This is a genomic window from Micromonospora sp. NPDC005172 (assembly GCF_040608555.1).
Classification (GTDB): domain Bacteria; phylum Actinomycetota; class Actinomycetes; order Mycobacteriales; family Micromonosporaceae; genus Micromonospora.
Map to the genome: position 1 here is coordinate 25682 of NZ_JBEXIL010000024.1, position 17930 is coordinate 43611.

Sequence of the window (17930 nt, forward strand, 5' to 3'; positions counted from 1 at the left end):
TGAACCGGTTCACCTCTGCCGTGGGGGTGCGGTGCTGCCGCGCGGGGTCAACTGCGGGGTCTCGTCCCGCGCACGCGTCGCCGGCTCGCCTGCGATCACGCCCAGCAGGTGGCGGGCCGCGTGCGCGCCGTACGCCGAGATGTCCCGCCCGAGCGCCGTCAGCGGCGGGTGCACCAGCCGGCAGAGAGGCGAGTCGTCCCAGGCCACGATGGACAGGTCAGCCGGCACGGTCAGGCCCATCTCCTGCGCGACCGAGAGCCCGGCGATGGCCATCACGTCGTTGTCGTAGATGACAGCGGTCGGCCGGGGAGTGGTGCTGAGCAGCCGTCGGGTGGCGCGCCCGCCCTCCTCCCCGGTGTAGTCGGAGAAGACGGTGACCGCCTCGGCCAGGTCGAGACGCCGGCACACCGCCTCGAACGCGTCGGTACGGATCTCGGTGTGCCGCAGGTCGGGCAGGCCGCCGACCCGGGCGATCCGGCGGTGCCCGAGCGCGACGAGGTACTCCACCGCCTCGGTCAGCGCGGCCGCGTCGTCCGACCAGAGGCTGGCCAGGTCCCCGGTGCCGCCCGGCCCGCCGATGACCACGGCCGGAAGGCGAAGCTGTTCCAGGGCGGGGATGCGCGCATCGTCGGTGCGCAGGTCGCAGACGAGGACCCCGTCCACCCGACGCTCGCCCCACCAGCGCCGGTAGACGGCGATCTCGGCGTCGTGATCGGCCACCACCTGCAACGTCAGCGCGTACGAGCGGGCCGACAGTTCGGCCTCCACACCACTGATCAGCGCCATGAAGAACGGCTCGATGCCCAGTGTCCGCGCGGGCCGGCACAGGGCCAGGCCGACCGCCTCGGCGGTGGCGGCGGACAGTGCCCGAGCCGCACTGCTCGGACTGAACCCGATCTCGGTGGCGATGGCGAGGATGCGTTGCCGGGTGACCTCGGAGACGCCGGGCTGCCCGTTCAACGCGTACGACACGGCACCCTTGGACACCCCCGCGCGTCGGGCGACGTCCGCGATGGTCGGCCGCTTCACCGGCGTGCTCCTCTGCCGCTGAGGGGCTCGTCAACCGATCGTTGACACCCCGGGGGTCGGATCGTACGGTGGCTGAGCTTATCCGGTTCAGCTAACGTCTCGATCACGAAGGTGCGGTGAATCGTGAGCCGACAGGCCCTCCACGACGGCTGGACCCTGCGGGCGACAACCGGCGCGCACGTGCCGGCGGACATCGTCGACCGCACCGTCCCGGCGACCGTGCCCGGATGTGTCCACACCGACCTGCTCGGGGCCGGGCTGATCCCCGACCCGTACCTCGACGACAACGAACTGTCCCTGACCTGGATCGGGCGCGCCGACTGGACGTACCGGACGACCTTCCGACCGCCCGCCGGCAATCACGACCGCATCGACCTGGTCTGCGCCGGCCTGGACACCGTCGCCACCGTCAGCGTCAACGGCGTCGAGGTCGGCCGCACCGAGAACATGCACCGCGGGCACCGGTTCGACGTCCGTTCACTGCTGCGCGACGGCGACAACGAGCTGACAGTCGCGTTCGACTCCGCGTACCGCTACGCCGAGGCGCAGCGTGACCGGCTCGGCGACCGACCCAACGCGTACCCCGAGCCCTTCCAGTTCGTCCGCAAGATGGCCTGCAACTTCGGCTGGGACTGGGGGCCCACGCTGGTCACCGCCGGCATCTGGCAGGACATCGGCCTGCACGCGTGGTCCACCGCCCGCCTGGCCACCGTCCGCCCGCTCGTCACTCTCGCCGGCCGGGACGGCCGGGTCGAGCTGCACGTCGAGGTCGAGCGCGCCGCGGACGTCCCGCTGACCGTCCGCGCCGCCGTCGCCGACACCCACGCCGAGGTGGTCGTTCCGGCCGGGCAGCGCACGGCCGTGTTGACCCTCGCCGTCCGCGAGCCCGCGCTCTGGTGGCCCCGGGGGTACGGCGAGCAGGCCCGCCACCTGCTGGAGGTGACCCTGCACGCGCCGGACGGCGACGCGCTGGACGCCTGGTCCCGACGGATCGGCTTCCGTTCCGTCCGGCTGGACACCACCCCCGACGAGCACGGCACGCCGTTCGCGCTCTCGGTCAACGACGTGCCGGTCTTCGTCCGGGGCGTCAACTGGATCCCCGACGACGCGTTCCCCACCCGGATCACCCGCGAGCGGCTCGCCGAGCGGTTCGACCAGGCCGCCGACGCCAACGTCAACCTGCTGCGCGTCTGGGGCGGCGGGCGGTACGAGTCGGAGGACTTCTACGACCTCGCCGACGAACGCGGCCTGCTCGTCCAACAGGACTTCCTCTTCGCCTGCGCCGCGTACCCCGAGGAGGAGCCGTTCGCCTCCGAGGTCGCCGCCGAGGCCACCGAGCAGGTGACCCGCCTGACGCCGCACCCGTCGCTGGTGCTCTGGACCGGCAACAACGAGAACATCTGGGGCTGGCACGACTGGGACTGGCAGGAAGCCCTCGCCGGCCGCACCTGGGGGCGCGGCTACTACCTCGACGTCCTGCCCCGCATCGTCGGCGAGCTGGACCCGACCCGCCCGTACTGGCCGGGCAGCCCCTGGTCGGGCACCGAGACGATCCACCCCAACGACCCGGCGCACGGCACCACCCACATCTGGGACGTGTGGAACACCGACGACTACACGAAATACCGGGAGTACGTGCCGCGCTTCGTGGCCGAGTTCGGCTACCAGGGTCCGCCCACGTACGCGACGCTGCGGCGGGCGCTCAGCGACGAACCGCTCGCGCCCGACTCGCCCGGCATGGCCCACCACCAGAAGGCCGTCGGCGGTGACGCCAAGCTCCAGCGGGGCCTGGACGCCCACCTGCCCGCCCCGGCCGACTTCGACGACTGGCACTACCTCACGCAACTCAACCAGGCACGGGCCATCCAGCTCGGGGTGGAGCACTTCCGCTCCCACCGCGACGTCTGCGCCGGCACGATCGTCTGGCAGCTCAACGACTGTTGGCCGGTGACCTCCTGGTCGGCCATCGACGGCGACGGCCGCCGCAAACCCCTGTGGTACGCGCTACGCCACGCGTACGCCGACCGGCTGCTGACCGTGCAACCCCGCGACGGTGGGCTGGTGCTGGTGGCGGTCAACGAGACCGCCGAGCCGTGGACCGCGCCGGCCACGGTCACCCGGGTCGGCCTTACCGGGGAGCCGAGGGCGAAGACCTCGGTGGACCTCGACGTCCCGGCGTACTCCTCGGTGGTGCTGGCGCTGCCGGCGGAGCTGGCGCGGCCGGACGAGAGCCGCCGTGAGCTGCTGGTCGCCGAGGCCGGCGGCACGGCGGAGCGTGCGCTGTGGTTCTTCGCCGAGGATCGGGACGTCGACTGGCCGGCGGCGGCGTGGGACGCGACTGTCGAGCCGGTGGACGGCGGCCAGCGGGTCCGGGTGACGGCGCGCACGGTGCTGCGCGACCTGACCCTCTTCCCGGACCGGCTGGACGGATCGGCCACAGTAGACGCTGCGCTGGTCACATTGCTGCCGGGTGAGTCGACGACGTTCACAGTGCACGCCGGGATTCCGCTGGACACCGTCGCGTTGACGACCCGCCCGGTGCTGCGCTGCGTGAACGACCTCACCCTTGAATGATCGTGCTCGATCCAGGATGTAGTGGCCTCCCTGCCGTGCGGAGGGCACTACATCCTTGGTTGAGCGCAATCATCCGAGCTCGTAAGGGCGCGGCCGGATCGGCCTGCTTACCGCTGACGGGCAGCAGGACGTTGGCCCGGCTTGACGGAACACGTGCGGCCCATTGGAGTTGGCCGGGCGGTTGTCGGGTCGGTAATCCTCTCCGAGCCCCAGTCATGCCGTGCCATCGCGCGGATCAGGTCGCTGAACCTCGTCTGTGTGCTCAAGAGCAGCTCATACCCGGCTGGCGAGGTCTGCCGCCTCGGCGAGGAGAACGTCCAGATCTTCGTCCGAAGTGGCACCGTGACCCAGAATTCGCAAGATTGCCAAGCCCTGGACCCTCCCGGCCATCTCTGGATCGATGTCCGTCTCGATGTCCGGGTTCAGTGCAGCGCGGATCAGCCGCTCGGCCGCGTTGGCGTCGATCTCTGGTGTGCCGGCCGGTGTGCTCGCTCGCATTTCGGCGACAAATCGCATGATCTCACCAGGCGCGGTCTGCTCATCGAAGCGTCGGGTGACCGCGAAGTAGAAGACAGCACCGAGCAGGGTTGGAAAACCATCCCAGCCAAGTTCGTCGAGGCGGGCCTCGACCCGATCGTTGGCCTCGTGGTCACCTCTGATCATCGTCCGGATGTAGTCGACCATCTCAGGGCTGCTCATCAGATCGCTTCCTCTCGCGGCGCTTCTTTGCTGTGTTCCAAACCCCTCGAAGTCCTACGACGACCGCGCCAGCAGCCATGATGACTGATGTGACGGGGTGCTCCAACTGGGGGCGATCCGCCGGCGTGCCGGGGTTGGCGGGGGTCGACGTCGTGCTACCAGTCGACCCCGAGCCCTTCAGGCTCTTCTGTAGCGCGCGAAGGCCAGCGGTGACCGACTGCTCGGTCTGCTTGAGAGTGTCCTCGGAGTCGTCCGCCTTCTTGACATGACGGCGGAGGAACGCCTCTGCTTTGCTGCTGCGGCCTTCGGCTTCCTCCACCAGCCGTTCGCCCGACGGTGATGCGGCGTCGTCTGGCCCGGATGGCGCGGTGCCGGGGGCGATGGTGTTGATGTAGAGGGTGAGGTGCCGGGAGGCTTTGGCCAGGAGGCGGGCATAGCGCTCGGATTTGTCCCGGGCCACCTCGGCGTCGGTGGCGGCCTCCCGCAACTGCGGGTCGCTGCTACCCCGACGGACACCTTCCAAGAGAGCCAAGGCGTGCTCCGCATCCGCACGGGCGCGTAAGGCCCTGACGGCGGCGGCGTCGAGCTGCCCGCGTACAACGAGAAGCTGCGCGACGACTTCGCCGATGCTGCCGCTCATCCGAGTCGATTGAGGTATCGACTTGTGTGTTCCGCGATGTTGACGAATCGGCGGCGGGTCGGCTCGACCTCGGCCCTCGCGGTGTCGAGTGCCTGCTGAACGGCGCTTACGTCCTCGTTTCGGCTGTGGTTCAGAATGGCTTCTGCCGCTTCGCTCGCTGCGTTCGCCCCGGCGGATGCCCGATCGAAGGCGTCCCTCCCCTGAAGGGCCGCTTCGATGGCCGCACGGAGGGTTGTCTTGACCTCGCCGACGCTCATCGTGGAGGTTCGGTGGTCAGCCGAGCACGCCGATGTAGCGGCGTGCTGCCTCCGCGCTCCCCTGTACCAGGGTCATGGCCTCGGCCAGACGCTGTTTGCTCTGCTCCCCGCGGGCGATGGCTTCGGCGATCGTCGGGTGGCCGGTGCCGGCGGCGATGGCCCGCAGCCGGGTCAGCATCTGCTCGGTGTTCTCTGCGGCGGCGCGGATCTGGCCGACCGAGACGTTGCCCTGCTCGGCGGCTTGCATCAGCGCCGCCTTGACTTCCTCAATGCTCGCCATGCCGCCTCCGTCTGCCGATCGCGCAACGAGTTCACGTTTGCGTGGTCGGACGGACACTATCGGAGATGCTGGCAGGCCGCAGCCCCGCTGCTCAGACGTGCTCGGCGGAGGTCCACGCCTTCCATCCCAAGTGAGGAAGGCGATTGAGCGCCTGGGAACTGGGCGTGAGTCTCGGTTGCGAACCGGGCCACCTGAATGGGCAGCTCCCTCACAAGACTCGAGCAACATCAGGGCTGTTACTGCCTCACGCCCGTTGCGGGCAGGCAACAACAGGGAAGCTGCTCGGATCTTGGTTCGTTAAGAGCTGGAGGATCGGGAATGGTCCCTGCTTCTCGGGGCGGGTGCCGCTGCGTGACTATGCACGCTTGCGAGTTCGGTGGGCGTCCCGGCGGCGGCTGAGACACCCACCGAAGTTTCAGCGGAAGGTGCCGGTCACCTGGACGAACGTGGCCCAGGCGGCGGGAGCGAAGGTGAGGGCCGGGCCGTGCGGGTCCTTGCTGTCGCGTACGGCGACGACGCCGGGCAGGTTGACGGCGACTTCCACGCACTCACCGCCATTGCTGCCACTGCGGGTGCTCTTGCGCCAACGAGCGCCGGTCAGATCAACCATGATGGACCTCCCCGATGATCTTGTTGATCAGGTGCCTTGATTGTCCTTCATCGAGGGCAAGCTGATCCAGGCTTGACCAGACCTGCTCGTAGGCGGCGAACTCGTCCGGGCGATCAAGGTAGAGAGCGCCCGTCCAGGATTCGCAGTAGATCACCGAAGGCTCCGGTTGTGCTCGGTTGCCCAACGGGAAATTGAGCATCACGAAGGATCCCGCCTCGACCCCACGGTGCAGACCCGCGGTGAGCGGGAGGATTCGGATCGAGTTGGTCGGTGTAGTTCCCAACATCAGCAGGTGATTGAGTTGATCTGTCATTGTCTCGGGACTGCCGACGGTGCGAATTAGGGCGGCCTCGGAGAGGATCACGTCCAGCTTCGGAGGCGGAGGCAGGCGGCGCCGCAGGAGGGCTTGACGTTGCAGACGGACCTGCACCAGGCACTCCCGCTCTTCGTCGCTCACCTCCGTTCGGTGCTGGTAGACGCCCAGTGCGTAGCCTCGGTGCTGTAACAGACCAGGCACCATTGCTTCGTTGAAGAAGCGGAGTCTCGACGCGGCGGATTCGAGACCCACGTACAGCTCGAACCATTCCGGGACGGCGTCGCCGTACGCGTGCCACCACCCCTTCGCCCTTGTCTCGCCCGCCAGTGAGATAAGCGCCCGGGTCAGTTCGCTGGTCGCCCCGTACAGCTCGCACATCGCTCGGACGTCGACGCCGCGCACTGAGCCGAGCCCGCTCTCGATCCGCCAGACCTTCTGCCGGCTGCATTCCAGCGCTTCGGCGACCGCGTCGAGGGTCGCTCCCGCCTCGGTGCGCAGGTCGCGTAGCGCCCTGCCGAGCTGGCGTCGGGGCACCGTCGAGCCCATGTCATCGGCCACCCGGCTCTCCTTCCTGTGTTGAGTTTTGCAACATCCCGAGAGCCGTTCTGCAACAGGGGAATGTTGTACACAATTATCGGAACAGTGTGAGCGGACATTCATTGCGATGGTGATTCCGACCCTACAAGATTGGTCCGACAACGGCGATGGACGCGCAATTCCCACGCCGCTGAACGTCGAGCAACTGCGAGGAAGGGTGGTGCTGCTATCGTGCGCGCGTTTCTCTGTCATCTCCGGGCCGAGCCGCCCCGACCCGTCAGCAGACGCCAGTGCAGCCGGCGGACCCGCACGGATCTGGCGGCCCGTCCGTGAGCGCCCGGTGGGTGGCGCATCTGCCGTTCACCGCCGCCGATCTGCCCGCCGCTCAGCACTTCGCCGGCGCCCTGGCCCGCTCCCTGACCTTCCTGTCCGAGGTGGACGCGGGCGAGACCACCGTTTCCGTCGAGGACGCTCAGGGCGTACGTCATCGGGTCTTCTGCGACCTGCCGCTCGACGGCGGCCGGCGGTGTGTGCGCCGGGTCGAGCACGACGGTGACTGCGCGGCCCGGCGGTATCGGTGACCGCCGCGCCCGTCGTCACCTGCCCCGACTGCGACGGGATGACTTTCACCCTGGACCCGTGCCGCTGCACCACCTACGGCGACCGGTTCCTCGCCGACGGCGACCTCCCCGGCCCGCCTCGCGAGGCGTACCGGGCTTGCGAGCAGTGCCGGGGCGCGGGCAGCGTCGCGCACCCCTGTTATCGCTGCGACCGGCGCGGCCGGCGACGGGCGCAGCTCGTGGTTACGGTCGCCAACCTGGACACCGGCGCGGTCGCGTCCCACCAGGTCGTGCCCGGTGGCCTCGACCCTTACCGCGACCCGACGGGTCGCTGGGGGGTCGACCTTGCTTCCCGAGTACGCGAACTCGCCGCCAGCGTCGGCGCGGTCGTGACCGACACCGACGCGCCGTCGCTGTGGCTGTCGGAGCAGTGGCGACCCGACCTGCCCGCGGCCGCTCGGCACGAGCTGGAGGCCCACGCCATCCTGCGGGCTGATTACGCCCCGTGGCGGCTGGTGCTGGGCCGTTCCACCGCCGCGCCCACCGTCGATCCGGCAGCACGACTGGCTCGGCTGTGCGCGTTGGCCGACCTGTTGCTGCTCGACCTGGTCATCGAGGCCCGCCGGCAGGGCACGGGGTTCGGTTGGGCCGTCCGGTACGAGGTGCCCGGCTCCCCGGTGCCGTCCGGGTCGCCCGGCCGTTGGCGGCACCTGCTGGAAGCGCTGACCCACACCGACGTTGGCGACGCGCTCACCGGCCTCGCCGAGCGCGGCCTGGCCGTCCCCGCCCGGCTGTTGCATCCCGATTGGCCGCGCCCGCCCGTCGCCCCGGCCGTGGACGTCGACCAGCTCGAACGGCGCGTCCTCGCCGACTGCGTCGACCCGGCCGGCGGCGAGGAGCTACCCGGCGCGCAGGCCCTCTGGCGGGACGGCCGCTGGTGGCACACCACCCTCCGCCCCGGCGACCCGGTGGAGATCCTCGTGGAGCAGTCCACCGGTCAGGTGGTCCGTCGGGTTCACGTGTCGTTGAGCCGCGGCTACGAGGCACCCGATCCGTCCTGGCTGGGCGAACCCGCCACGTGGCGTCCCTGCCCGGACTGCCGGCCCGGAAGTCGGCTGCGCGCCTGCGACTGCCTGCTCGGCGGTCGCCCGGCCGACACCGACTGCCCGCACTGCTGTGGTGCCGGCTTACGCCCGTCGGCGCTGCGCTGCTTCACCTGCGGCGACACCCACCGCCTGCACCAGGCCGTGCTGGTCACCGTCACCGACCTGCGGCACCGGGTGGTGCACCTGACCTGGCAGGCCGGCACGCCGGAGGTGGCCCCTTTGGTCGCAACCCAGCCCAACGGTCGGCCCGTGATTCAGCTCCCCGACCGGTACCGGCTCGGCTCCTGGGCCACCGTCCTCGGTGCGCGACCCGAGGACCTCCGCGACGCAGATGGCGGGCACGACCTCGACCGGAACTTGCGCGACGGGTACGTCACGCTGCCCTGGGCCGGCGCCGACCCGGTGGGGGAGCACGTGCGCAGCGCCGGAAGGGGCACCGCAGCGGGTCGCCTGATCGTGGTGGCGGCACCCCCGGACGCGCCGCCGTTGCCCGAGCTGCTGCGGCTCACCCTAGGCCTCGACCTGGCGCTCGTGGTGGCCCTATGCGACAGGCGGCACAACACAGGCGACCCGTTGCTGGCCGACGGCCTGCGCTGGTCGGTCGAGGTGAAGCCGCGCGACGCACCCGTCCTCCCCGACGACCTGCCCTATCGGCCCAGTCTGGCGGCCGCCCTCGCTTGGTGCCGGGAAGGTCTGACCGACGCGGTCGCCAGCGCAGCCCCTGCCAATCCGGCGGTCCCGATCCCGATGCCGTGGTCGGGGCCGCGCGCCATCGTTGCCGACCCGGTGGCGAATCTGGTGCGGCTCGCCGCTCGGCACGCCGGGCAGGCAGTCACCGTGCGCTTCACCCGCGCCGGCTGCGCGGTGCACCGACACGACGACGACGGCGTACGCCTCCTCGCCGAGGGCCCCGACCTGCGTGATCTTCGGTTGGCCTGAGGCCGGTCCGACGCGTTGATCGACACGAGATCGCCGATATCGCGGTGTCCGAGTGGGCTGGATACCGCGACATCGGCGAAGTCGCGTTGATCAAGCGGCCGGAGGCCGCGCGGGCTTACTCGGGGACGCGGCGGTAGGCGCCGTCGCTGGCCGAGGTGGCCATCGAGGCGTACGCGCGCAGCGCCGCCGACACCGGACGCTGCCGGTCGGTCGGGGTGTACGGCTTGTCGCGCTTCTCCTCGGCGACCCGTCGTGCCTCCAGCTCGTCCTCCGGCACGTTCAGGTTGATCGACCGGCCCGGGATGTCGATGACGATCTCGTCGCCCTCGCGGACCAGGGCGATCAGTCCGCCGGAGGCGGCCTCGGGGGAGGCGTGGCCGATGGAGAGACCGGACGTGCCGCCGGAGAAGCGGCCGTCGGTGAGCAGCGCGCAGGACCGGCCCAGCCCGCGACCCTTGAGGAACGAGGTGGGGTAGAGCATCTCCTGCATGCCGGGGCCGCCCTTGGGACCCTCGTAGCGGATCACCACGACGTCCCCGGCGACGACCTCCTTGGCGAGGATCGCGGTGACGGCGTCGTCCTGCGACTCGTAGACCTTCGCCGGGCCGCGGAACGTCAGGCAGTCGTCCGGCACCCCGGCGGTCTTCACGACGCAGCCGTCCGGGGCCAGGTTGCCGTGCAGGATGGCGAGGCCACCGTCGGCGGAGTACGCGTGCTCGCCGTCCCGGATGCAGCCCTCGGCGGCATCGGTGTCGAGCGTCGACCAGCGGTTGGTGGTGGAGAAGGGCTCGACGGTACGCACCCCGCCCGGTGCGGCGTGGAACAGCTCGACCGCCTCCGGCGTCGGCGAGCCACCGCGCACGTCCCAGTCGGTCAGCCACTGGGCCAGCGAGGGGGAGTGCACGGCGTGGACGTCCCGGTTGAGCTGCCCGGCGCGGTCCAGCTCGCCGAGGATCGCGGGGATGCCACCGGCGCGGTGCACGTCCTCCATGTGGTACTTCGGGGAGTTCGGGGCCACCTTCGCCAGGCAGGGCACCCGCCGGGAGATGGCGTCGATGTCGGCGACGCCAAAGTCAAGCTCCGCCTCGCGGGCGGCGGCGAGCAGGTGCAGCACCGTGTTGGTGGAGCCGCCCATGGCCACGTCGAGGGCGACCGCGTTCTCGAAGGCGTCCTTGGAGGCGACCGTGCGCGGCAGGACGGAGTCGTCGTCACCGTCGTACCACCGCTTGGAGATCTCCACGACGGTCCGGCCGGCCTCGACGAAGAGCGACCGGCGCGCGGCGTGGGTGGCCAGCGTCGAACCGTTGCCGGGGAGCGCGAGCCCGATGGCCTCGGTGAGGCAGTTCATCGAGTTGGCGGTGAACATGCCGGAGCAGGAGCCGCAGGTCGGGCAGGCGGAGCGCTCGATCTCGCCGAGCTGGTCGTCGGTGACGGCCTCGTTGGACGAGGCGATCATCGCGTCGATCAGGTCGATCTTGCTGTGGACGATGCCCTCGATCGCCGCCGTCTTGCCGGCCTCCATCGGACCGCCGGAGACGAAGACGGTCGGGATGTTGAGGCGCAGCGCGGCCAGCAGCATCCCCGGGGTGATCTTGTCGCAGTTCGAGATGCAGACCAGGGCGTCCGCGCAGTGCGCGTTGACCATGTACTCCACCGCGTCGGCGATCAGCTCGCGGCTGGGCAGGGAGTAGAGCATGCCGCCGTGGCCCATCGCGATGCCGTCGTCGACCGCGATCGTGTTGAACTCCCGTCCGACGCCGCCGGCCTCGGCCACCGCGTCGGCGACCAGGCCGCCCATGTCCTTGAGGTGTACGTGACCCGGCACGAACTGGGTGAAACTGTTGGCGATGGCGACGATCGGCTTGCCGAAGTCGTCGTCGGTCATCCCGGTGGCCCGCCAGAGGGCCCGGGCGCCGGCCATCGTCCGACCGTGTGTGGACGTCCTCGATCGCAGCTCAGGCATGCATACCAGCATGACACCGCCACCGCCCGAACCCCTGGGGAGATGGGCCGTGTCCCAACAGTTGCACATCGGGCCTCCCACGACGTGCGCTCATCCGGCACTCTTGTTGTCGTGCATCTTCCCCCGGGCATGGTCGCCGTCGCGGCGCTGAGCGGGCTGGTCGCGGTCGCGGCCACCGCGCTGCTGACCGTGGTCGCCCGGCGGCGCACCGGGCCGCGCCGACCGGCGCACGTGCTGCTCGTGGCCGCCGCGGGTGTGTCGGTGGTCAGCCTGCTGGCCGGGCTCGCGGCCGTGCTGTCGGCGAGCGACCACTGGGCTCACGAGCAGGGGCAGCGCACCGGCTGGGCGACGGCGGCGGCGATCGGTATGGCGGTGGCCGGCCTGGCCTTCGCGGCTGGGCTGCTCCGACTGCCGGGGGTCGCCGCGACCGCCGCGGGGACCGCCCGGCTGGCGCTGGACGGCGTCACCGTGGCGGCGGCGCTGTGGTTCGTCGGCTGGGTGCTCTTCTCCGAGCCGACCCGGCTGCTCGGCGCCGCCACCCCGATGGCCTGCCCGGCGATCCTGGTGACGACGGTGAGCGCCGCGCTCGGTGCCGGCCTCGCCGTGATCGTCGTGTTCCGGGCTGCCGCCCCGCGTCACCGGCTGGGTGTGCTCGCGGCCGGCAGCACCGCGGTGAGCTGCGGCGGGTTGGGCCTCAGCGCGGGGCTCTGCCAGGCCGGGCCGACGATGGCGCTCACCGGCGCGGCGGTGCTGTCCGCCGGTCTGCTGACCGTCGCGCTCGCGGTGCGCCGGGTCGACCAGCCAGGTGAGGTCGCGCTGGACCTCATCGGCCGTGACGGCGAGTACGCGCTCGCGCCGATGCTGGCGATGGCGGCCTCCGCGATGTACCACCTGCTCCAGGACGGCCGCTTCACCGCGCCGGGCATCCTCGCCGGCAGCGTGGAGGGCTTCGCCCTCGTCGCCCGGCAGTACCTCACCCTCAAGGACGTCCGGGACTACGCCGGCCGGCTGGCTGAGCGGGAGGCGCATTTTCGTGAGCTGGCACACACCGACCCGTTGACCTCGTTGGCCAACCGGCGCGGGCTGCTGCGGGCGTTGCACGCCGGCGCGGCGGCGGGCACGCCATGTGTCCTGCTCGGTCTGGACCTGGACGGCTTCAAGAACGTCAACGACATGCGTGGCCACGACGTGGGTGACGCCGTGCTGGCCGAGGTGGGTCGCCGGCTGCGCGGCAACCTGCGCCCGGGCGACGTGGCGGCCCGGCTCGGCGGCGACGAGTTCGCCGTGCTCATGCCGGCCCAGCCCGTCGAGGCGGACCGGGTGGCCGAGCGGCTGCTCGGGGTGCTCAACCGGCCGTACGACCAGCCGGAGGGCCCGATCTTCCTGTCCGTGAGCATCGGGGTGGCCGGATGGTCCTCCGATCCGGACGTGGAGCTGCTCCTGCGCCACGCCGACCTGGCGTTGCGTTACGCCAAGCAGCGCGGCAAGAACCGGATCGAGCGCTACGACGCCGCGTACGACCAGTTGCTGCGTCGCCGCACCACCGTCGAGCACGAGCTGCGGGGCGCGATCGAGCGCGACGAGCTGCGGCTGGCCTTCCAGCCGGTGGCGTCGCTGCCGTCGGTCCGGCCGGTCGGCGCCGAGGCGCTGCTCCGCTGGCACCATCCCGAGCTGGGCAACGTCCGACCGGACGAGTTCATCCCGCTCGCCGAGGAGTGCGGCATGATCGCCTCACTCGGCGCCTGGGTGTTGCACCAGGCCTGCTACCAGCTCTCCCGTTGGCTCGCCGACGGGCACGACGTCTGGGTCTCGGTGAACGTCTCGCCGCGGGAACTGCACGCCCGGGAGTACGTGGTCCAGGTCGCCGAGGCCCTGCGTGCCCACCACGTACCGCCGCAGCGGCTGGTGCTGGAGGTCACCGAGCACGCGGTCGCCACCGATCTGGACGAGCTGATCCGGCGGCTGACCGCGCTGCGGCTGACCGGCGTACGGATCGCGCTCGACGACTTCGGCGCCGGGTACTCGTCCCTGGGTCAGCTGCGCCGGCTGCCCATCGACATCCTGAAGATCGACCACAGTCTGGTGGCCGAGCACGAGCCGGTGCATCCGGTGGGCCAGGACGGCCCGGCGTTCGCGCCCATGGTCGACATCGTCATGCGGCTGGGGCACCAGCTGGGCATGGAGGTCATCGCCGAGGGGGTCACCACGCCGACCGAGTTGGCCGCGGTGGTCGCCGCGGGGTGCCGGTTCGGGCAGGGCGCGCTGTTCGGCTGGGGGGTGCCCGCAGAACACCTGGAGGCGATGCTGGAGGCGGCCACGTCGCCCGGTGCGCGTCCCGGCCCGTTGCCCGCTCAGCGCCGGGGTTCCGGCGGGTCCGGGCAGGTCATGCCGCCTGGTGGCGGCGCGGCGTCGACCGACGCGCCGCCCTCGGTTAACCAACATGTGGGATCAGTTGACTCATCGCGTGAGATGCGTCAGGCTTAGCCGCATGTCGTCGTACCGGTCGCTGCGAGTACTTATCTGAGCGCACTCTCCTCCGTCGAGAGTGCGCTGGCCCCGTGCATCTGCACGAGGGCCGTTTTTATTGCCGTCGGAACCTGTCGCGACGGGCCCACGCCCACGTCGCATCGCTGAACAAGCCCCAGCCACTCCAGCCGAAGGCCAGAACCACCATGACGAGACCTACGCCCGAGACCCTCGCCCACACCGCCCGACGGGCCCGCGCGTCCGCCGACCCGGCCACCGCCGACCCCGCCGCCGCGCGCGCTGCGGCCACGCCGGCAGTTCCGGCCGTACGGACATCCGCTCCGGCCCAGGTCTCCGGCGCCGGCTCGCTGGTGCGGTCCCTGGAGGCGCTCGACGTCGACGTCGTCTTCGGCATCCCGGGCGGCGCGATCCTGCCGGCGTACGACCCGCTCTACGACTCCACCGTCCGGCACATCCTGGTTCGTCACGAGCAGGGCGCCGGGCACGCGGCGACCGGGTACGCGCAGGCCACCGGCAAGGTCGGCGTCTGCATCGCGACCTCCGGTCCGGGTGCGACCAACCTGGTGACGCCGATCGCCGACGCGTACATGGATTCGGTGGCGATGGTGGCGATCACCGGCCAGGTGGCGCGCCCGTCGATCGGCACCGACGCCTTCCAGGAGGCGGACATCCAGGGCATCACGCTGCCGATCACCAAGCACAACTTCCTCGTGCAGACCCCCGAGGAGATCCCGCAGGTGCTGGCCGAGGCGTTCCACCTGGCCAGCACCGGTCGGCCCGGCCCGGTGCTGGTCGACATCCCCAAGGACGTGCTCCAGGCGTCGACCACCTTCAGCTGGCCCCCCACGCTGGACCTCCCCGGCTACCGGCCGACCCTGCACCCGCACGGCAAGCAGATCCGCGAGGCGGCCCGCCTGCTGGCCGGCGCCCGCCGGCCGGTCCTCTACGTGGGCGGCGGCGTGCTCAAGGCCGGTGCCACCGACGGGCTGCGTCGACTCGCCGACCTGACCGGCATCCCGGTCATCACCACGCTGATGGCGCTCGGGGCGTTCCCCGACTCGCACCCGCAGCACCTGGGGATGCCGGGCATGCACGGCACCGTCGCGGCCGTGTACGGCCTCCAGAAGGCCGACCTGATCGTCGCCCTGGGCGCGCGTTTCGACGACCGGGTCACCGGCAAGCTCGACTCGTTCGCCCCGGACGCGACGGTGGTGCACGCCGACATCGACCCCGCCGAGATCGGCAAGAACCGGCACGCGGACGTCCCGATCGTCGGTGACGCCAAGCACGTCATCGACGAGCTGATCGCCGCGGTGACCGTCGAGCGCGCGGGCGGCCGCGTCGCCGACCTGAGCGACTGGTGGACCCAGCTCGACGACCTGCGCAACCGCTATCCGCTGGGCTACGACGAGCCGTCCGACGGCACGCTCTCCCCGCAGTACGTCATCAAGCGGTTGGGAGAGATCGTCGGCCCCGACACGATCTTCGTGGCCGGGGTGGGGCAGCACCAGATGTGGGCGTCCCAGTTCATCTCCTACGAGAAGCCGTACACCTGGTTGAACTCCGGCGGTCTCGGCACGATGGGTTACGCGGTGCCGGCGGCCATGGGCGCGAAGGTCGGCAAGCCGGACACTGTGGTGTGGGCGGTCGACGGCGACGGCTGCTTCCAGATGACCAACCAGGAGTTGGCGACCTGCGCGCTGGAGGGCATCCCGGTCAAGATCGCCGTGATCAACAACGGTAATCTCGGCATGGTCCGGCAGTGGCAGACGCTGTTCTACAACGAGCGCTACTCCAACACCGAGCTGGGCACCCACAAGCACCGCATTCCCGACTTCGTCAAGCTCGCCGAGGCGCTGGGCTGCGTGGGACTGCGCTGCGAGACCGCCGACGACGTGGACAAGACGATCGCCGCCGCCATGGAGATCAACGACGTTCCTGTCGTGATCGACTTCGTGGTCGGCAAGGACGCCATGGTCTGGCCGATGGTCGCCGCCGGCACCAGCAACGACGAGATCATGTTCGCCCGCGGCGTCCGCCCGGTCTTCGACGAGGATGACATCTGACCATGAGTGAGCGAAGCGAACGAATCATCAAGCTCAGTGATGCGGGTCGTCAGGGCGCGACCGAGCGAAGCGAGGTCGTGGCATGACCATGCACACTCTGTCCGTGCTCGTGGAGAACAAGCCCGGCGTGCTCGCCCGGGTGTCCGGCCTGTTCTCCCGGCGCGGGTTCAACATCGACAGCCTCGCCGTCGGCGAGACCGAGAACCCGGACGTCTCCCGGATCACCATCGTGGTCAACGCGGAGTCGTCCCCGCTGGAGCAGGTCACCAAGCAGCTCAACAAGCTGGTCAACGTGCTCAAGATCGTTGAGCTTGACCCGCAGGTCTCGGTTGCCCGGGAGCTGCTGCTGGTGAAGGTCCGCGCCGACCGTGCCGCACGGTCCCAGGTGCTGGAGACCGTCAACCTGTTCCGCGCCCGGGTGGTGGACGTCGCACCGGACACGCTCACCATCGAGGCCACCGGCACGCCGGACAAGCTCGACGCGCTGCTGCGCGATCTCGAGCCCTTCGGCATCAAGGAAATGGTCCAGTCCGGACTGGTTGCCATCGGGCGCGGCTCGCGTTCGATCACCGCCGGTCCCGCGCTGCGGGCCGCCTGACCCATCCGCACAGACCACGACGGGCACTCAGGCCGTCGTACGAAAGGGAAGTTCTCATGAGCGTTGAGGTTTACTACGACGACGATGCCGACCTCGGCCTGATCCAGGCCAAGAAGGTCGCGGTGATCGGTTACGGCAGCCAGGGCCACGCCCACGCGCTGTCGCTGCGCGACTCCGGCGTCGACGTGGTGGTCGGTCTGCCGGAGGGCTCGAAGAGCCGTCCCAAGGCCGAGGAGCAGGGCCTGCGGGTACTCACGCCGGCAGAGGCCTCGGCCGAGGCAGACGTGATCATGGTGCTTGCACCGGACACCGCCCAGCGCAAGATCTACACCGAGTCGATCGCCCCGAACCTGGCCCCGGGCAAGGCGATCTTCTTCGGCCACGGTTTCAACATCCGCTTCGGGCTCATCAAGCCCCCCGCGGAGGTGGACGTGGCGATGGTGGCGCCGAAGGGCCCCGGCCACCTGGTTCGTCGCCAGTACGTCGACGGCAAGGGCGTGCCCGTCCTGGTCGCCGTCGAGCAGGACGCCAGCGGCAACGCGTTCGCGCTCGCCCTGGCGTACGCCAAGGGGATCGGCGGCACCCGGGCCGGCGCGATCAAGACCACCTTCACCGAGGAGACCGAGACCGACCTCTTCGGTGAGCAGGCAGTGCTCGCCGGCGGCGCGACCGCCCTGGTGCAGGCCGGCTTCGAGGTGCTCACCGAGGCGGGCTACGCCCCGGAGGTGGCCTACTTCGAGTGCCTGCACGAGCTGAAGCTGATCGTCGACCTCATGTACGAGGGCGGCATCGCCAAGATGCGGTACAGCATCTCCGACACCGCCGAGTACGGCGACCTGTCCCGTGGTCCGCGCATCGTGGATGCCCGGGTCAAGGAGGAGATGCGCAAGATCCTCGGTGAGATCCAGTCCGGCGAGTTCGCCCGCGAGTGGGTCGCCGAGGACGAGGCGGGCCGCCCCAACTTCGCCAAGTGGCAGGCCGAGGGCGCGGCGCACCCGATCGAGGAGACCGGTAAGAAGCTGCGCGGCATGATGAGCTGGGTCGACCGCCCGATCACCGAAACCGCCTGACCGCACCGCAACACCCACGGTTCCCCGGCCCCGGGTCGCGCTCTCCCCAGCGCCCCCGGGGCCAACCCGTCGCCCCCCCCGCCCCGCCCCCCGCCCTCGTCGATCTTGCACTTTCGGATGGCGATTTGTGGGGCAGTGTCCTTTACGTCGCCACAGCAAGTGCAAGATCGACGAGGGCGGGGTGAGGGCGGGGTGAGGG

Annotated in this window: 15 protein-coding genes; 7 read left to right on the forward strand and 8 right to left on the reverse strand. The window is 70.5% G+C overall.

All coding sequences use genetic code 11. The features are described 5' to 3' along the window. Positions 1–9: 9 nt before the first annotated feature. Positions 10–1029 (reverse strand): LacI family DNA-binding transcriptional regulator, encoded by a 1020-nt coding sequence (locus ABZV06_RS18020; protein ID WP_355232942.1) that lies wholly within the window; start codon positions 1027–1029, stop codon positions 10–12. Between the two features lie 123 nt (positions 1030–1152). On the opposite strand from ABZV06_RS18020, the gene ABZV06_RS18025 reads away from it, so the two are divergent. Continuing rightward, the gene (locus ABZV06_RS18025; protein ID WP_355622672.1) at positions 1153–3603 is read left to right on the forward strand and encodes a glycoside hydrolase family 2 protein; all 2451 of its coding nucleotides are present in this window, start codon (positions 1153–1155) and stop codon (positions 3601–3603) included. Between the two features lie 273 nt (positions 3604–3876). Here ABZV06_RS18025 and ABZV06_RS18030 read toward each other — a convergent pair whose 3' ends face one another. The 6 genes from ABZV06_RS18030 to ABZV06_RS18055 form a co-directional block, all read right to left on the reverse strand. Beyond that, positions 3877–4302, reverse strand: a complete 426-nt coding sequence (locus ABZV06_RS18030; RefSeq protein WP_355622675.1) for a hypothetical protein — start codon at positions 4300–4302, stop codon at positions 3877–3879. Beyond that, entirely contained in the window at positions 4289–4942 is a 654-nt protein-coding gene (locus ABZV06_RS18035; RefSeq protein ID WP_355622678.1) for a hypothetical protein, read from the reverse strand. Before ABZV06_RS18035 ends, ABZV06_RS18030 begins: the two co-directional genes overlap by 14 nt. Then, complete coding sequence (locus ABZV06_RS18040) at positions 4939–5199, reverse strand: hypothetical protein (RefSeq protein ID WP_355622681.1); 261 nt, start codon at positions 5197–5199, stop codon at positions 4939–4941. Before ABZV06_RS18040 ends, ABZV06_RS18035 begins: the two co-directional genes overlap by 4 nt. A 16-nt stretch (positions 5200–5215) precedes the next feature. Continuing rightward, positions 5216–5479 (reverse strand): hypothetical protein, encoded by a 264-nt coding sequence (locus tag ABZV06_RS18045; RefSeq protein ID WP_355622684.1) that lies wholly within the window; start codon positions 5477–5479, stop codon positions 5216–5218. A gap of 415 nt (positions 5480–5894) precedes the next feature. After that, positions 5895–6089, reverse strand: coding sequence for a DUF397 domain-containing protein (locus ABZV06_RS18050; RefSeq protein ID WP_355622687.1), 195 nt, complete (start codon positions 6087–6089; stop codon positions 5895–5897). Beyond that, positions 6082–6963, reverse strand: a complete 882-nt coding sequence (locus ABZV06_RS18055; protein ID WP_355622690.1) for a helix-turn-helix transcriptional regulator — start codon at positions 6961–6963, stop codon at positions 6082–6084. Before ABZV06_RS18055 ends, ABZV06_RS18050 begins: the two co-directional genes overlap by 8 nt. A 308-nt stretch (positions 6964–7271) precedes the next feature. On the opposite strand from ABZV06_RS18055, the gene ABZV06_RS18060 reads away from it, so the two are divergent. Together ABZV06_RS18060 and ABZV06_RS18065 are read left to right on the forward strand one after the other, a co-directional pair. After that, complete coding sequence (locus ABZV06_RS18060) at positions 7272–7523, forward strand: hypothetical protein (RefSeq protein WP_355622693.1); 252 nt, start codon at positions 7272–7274, stop codon at positions 7521–7523. A 38-nt stretch (positions 7524–7561) separates the two neighbouring features. Further along, positions 7562–9547, forward strand: coding sequence for a hypothetical protein (locus ABZV06_RS18065; protein WP_355622696.1), 1986 nt, complete (start codon positions 7562–7564; stop codon positions 9545–9547). 115 nt (positions 9548–9662) lie between these two features. Here ABZV06_RS18065 and ilvD read toward each other — a convergent pair whose 3' ends face one another. Further along, positions 9663–11510 carry a dihydroxy-acid dehydratase gene (ilvD, locus tag ABZV06_RS18070; RefSeq protein ID WP_355232953.1) on the reverse strand — a complete coding sequence of 616 codons (1848 nt, stop codon included), beginning with the start codon at positions 11508–11510 and terminating at the stop codon, positions 9663–9665. A 111-nt stretch (positions 11511–11621) separates the two neighbouring features. Here ilvD and ABZV06_RS18075 point away from each other — a divergent pair, with 111 nt between their 5' ends. The 4 genes from ABZV06_RS18075 (at position 11622) to ilvC (ending at position 17731) form a co-directional block, all read left to right on the forward strand. After that, entirely contained in the window at positions 11622–13994 is a 2373-nt protein-coding gene (locus ABZV06_RS18075) for an EAL domain-containing protein (RefSeq protein ID WP_355622699.1), read from the forward strand. A 188-nt stretch (positions 13995–14182) separates the two neighbouring features. Beyond that, positions 14183–16063: an acetolactate synthase large subunit gene (locus ABZV06_RS18080; protein WP_355232955.1), complete on the forward strand. Its 1881-nt coding sequence runs from the start codon at positions 14183–14185 to the stop codon at positions 16061–16063. A gap of 82 nt (positions 16064–16145) precedes the next feature. Continuing rightward, positions 16146–16661, forward strand: a complete 516-nt coding sequence (gene ilvN / locus ABZV06_RS18085) for an acetolactate synthase small subunit (protein WP_007456364.1) — start codon at positions 16146–16148, stop codon at positions 16659–16661. Between the two features lie 56 nt (positions 16662–16717). Continuing rightward, a complete protein-coding gene (gene ilvC, locus ABZV06_RS18090) occupies positions 16718–17731 on the forward strand; it encodes a ketol-acid reductoisomerase (RefSeq protein WP_355232956.1) in 1014 nt (337 codons plus the stop codon). The last annotated feature ends 199 nt before the right edge of the window (positions 17732–17930 follow it).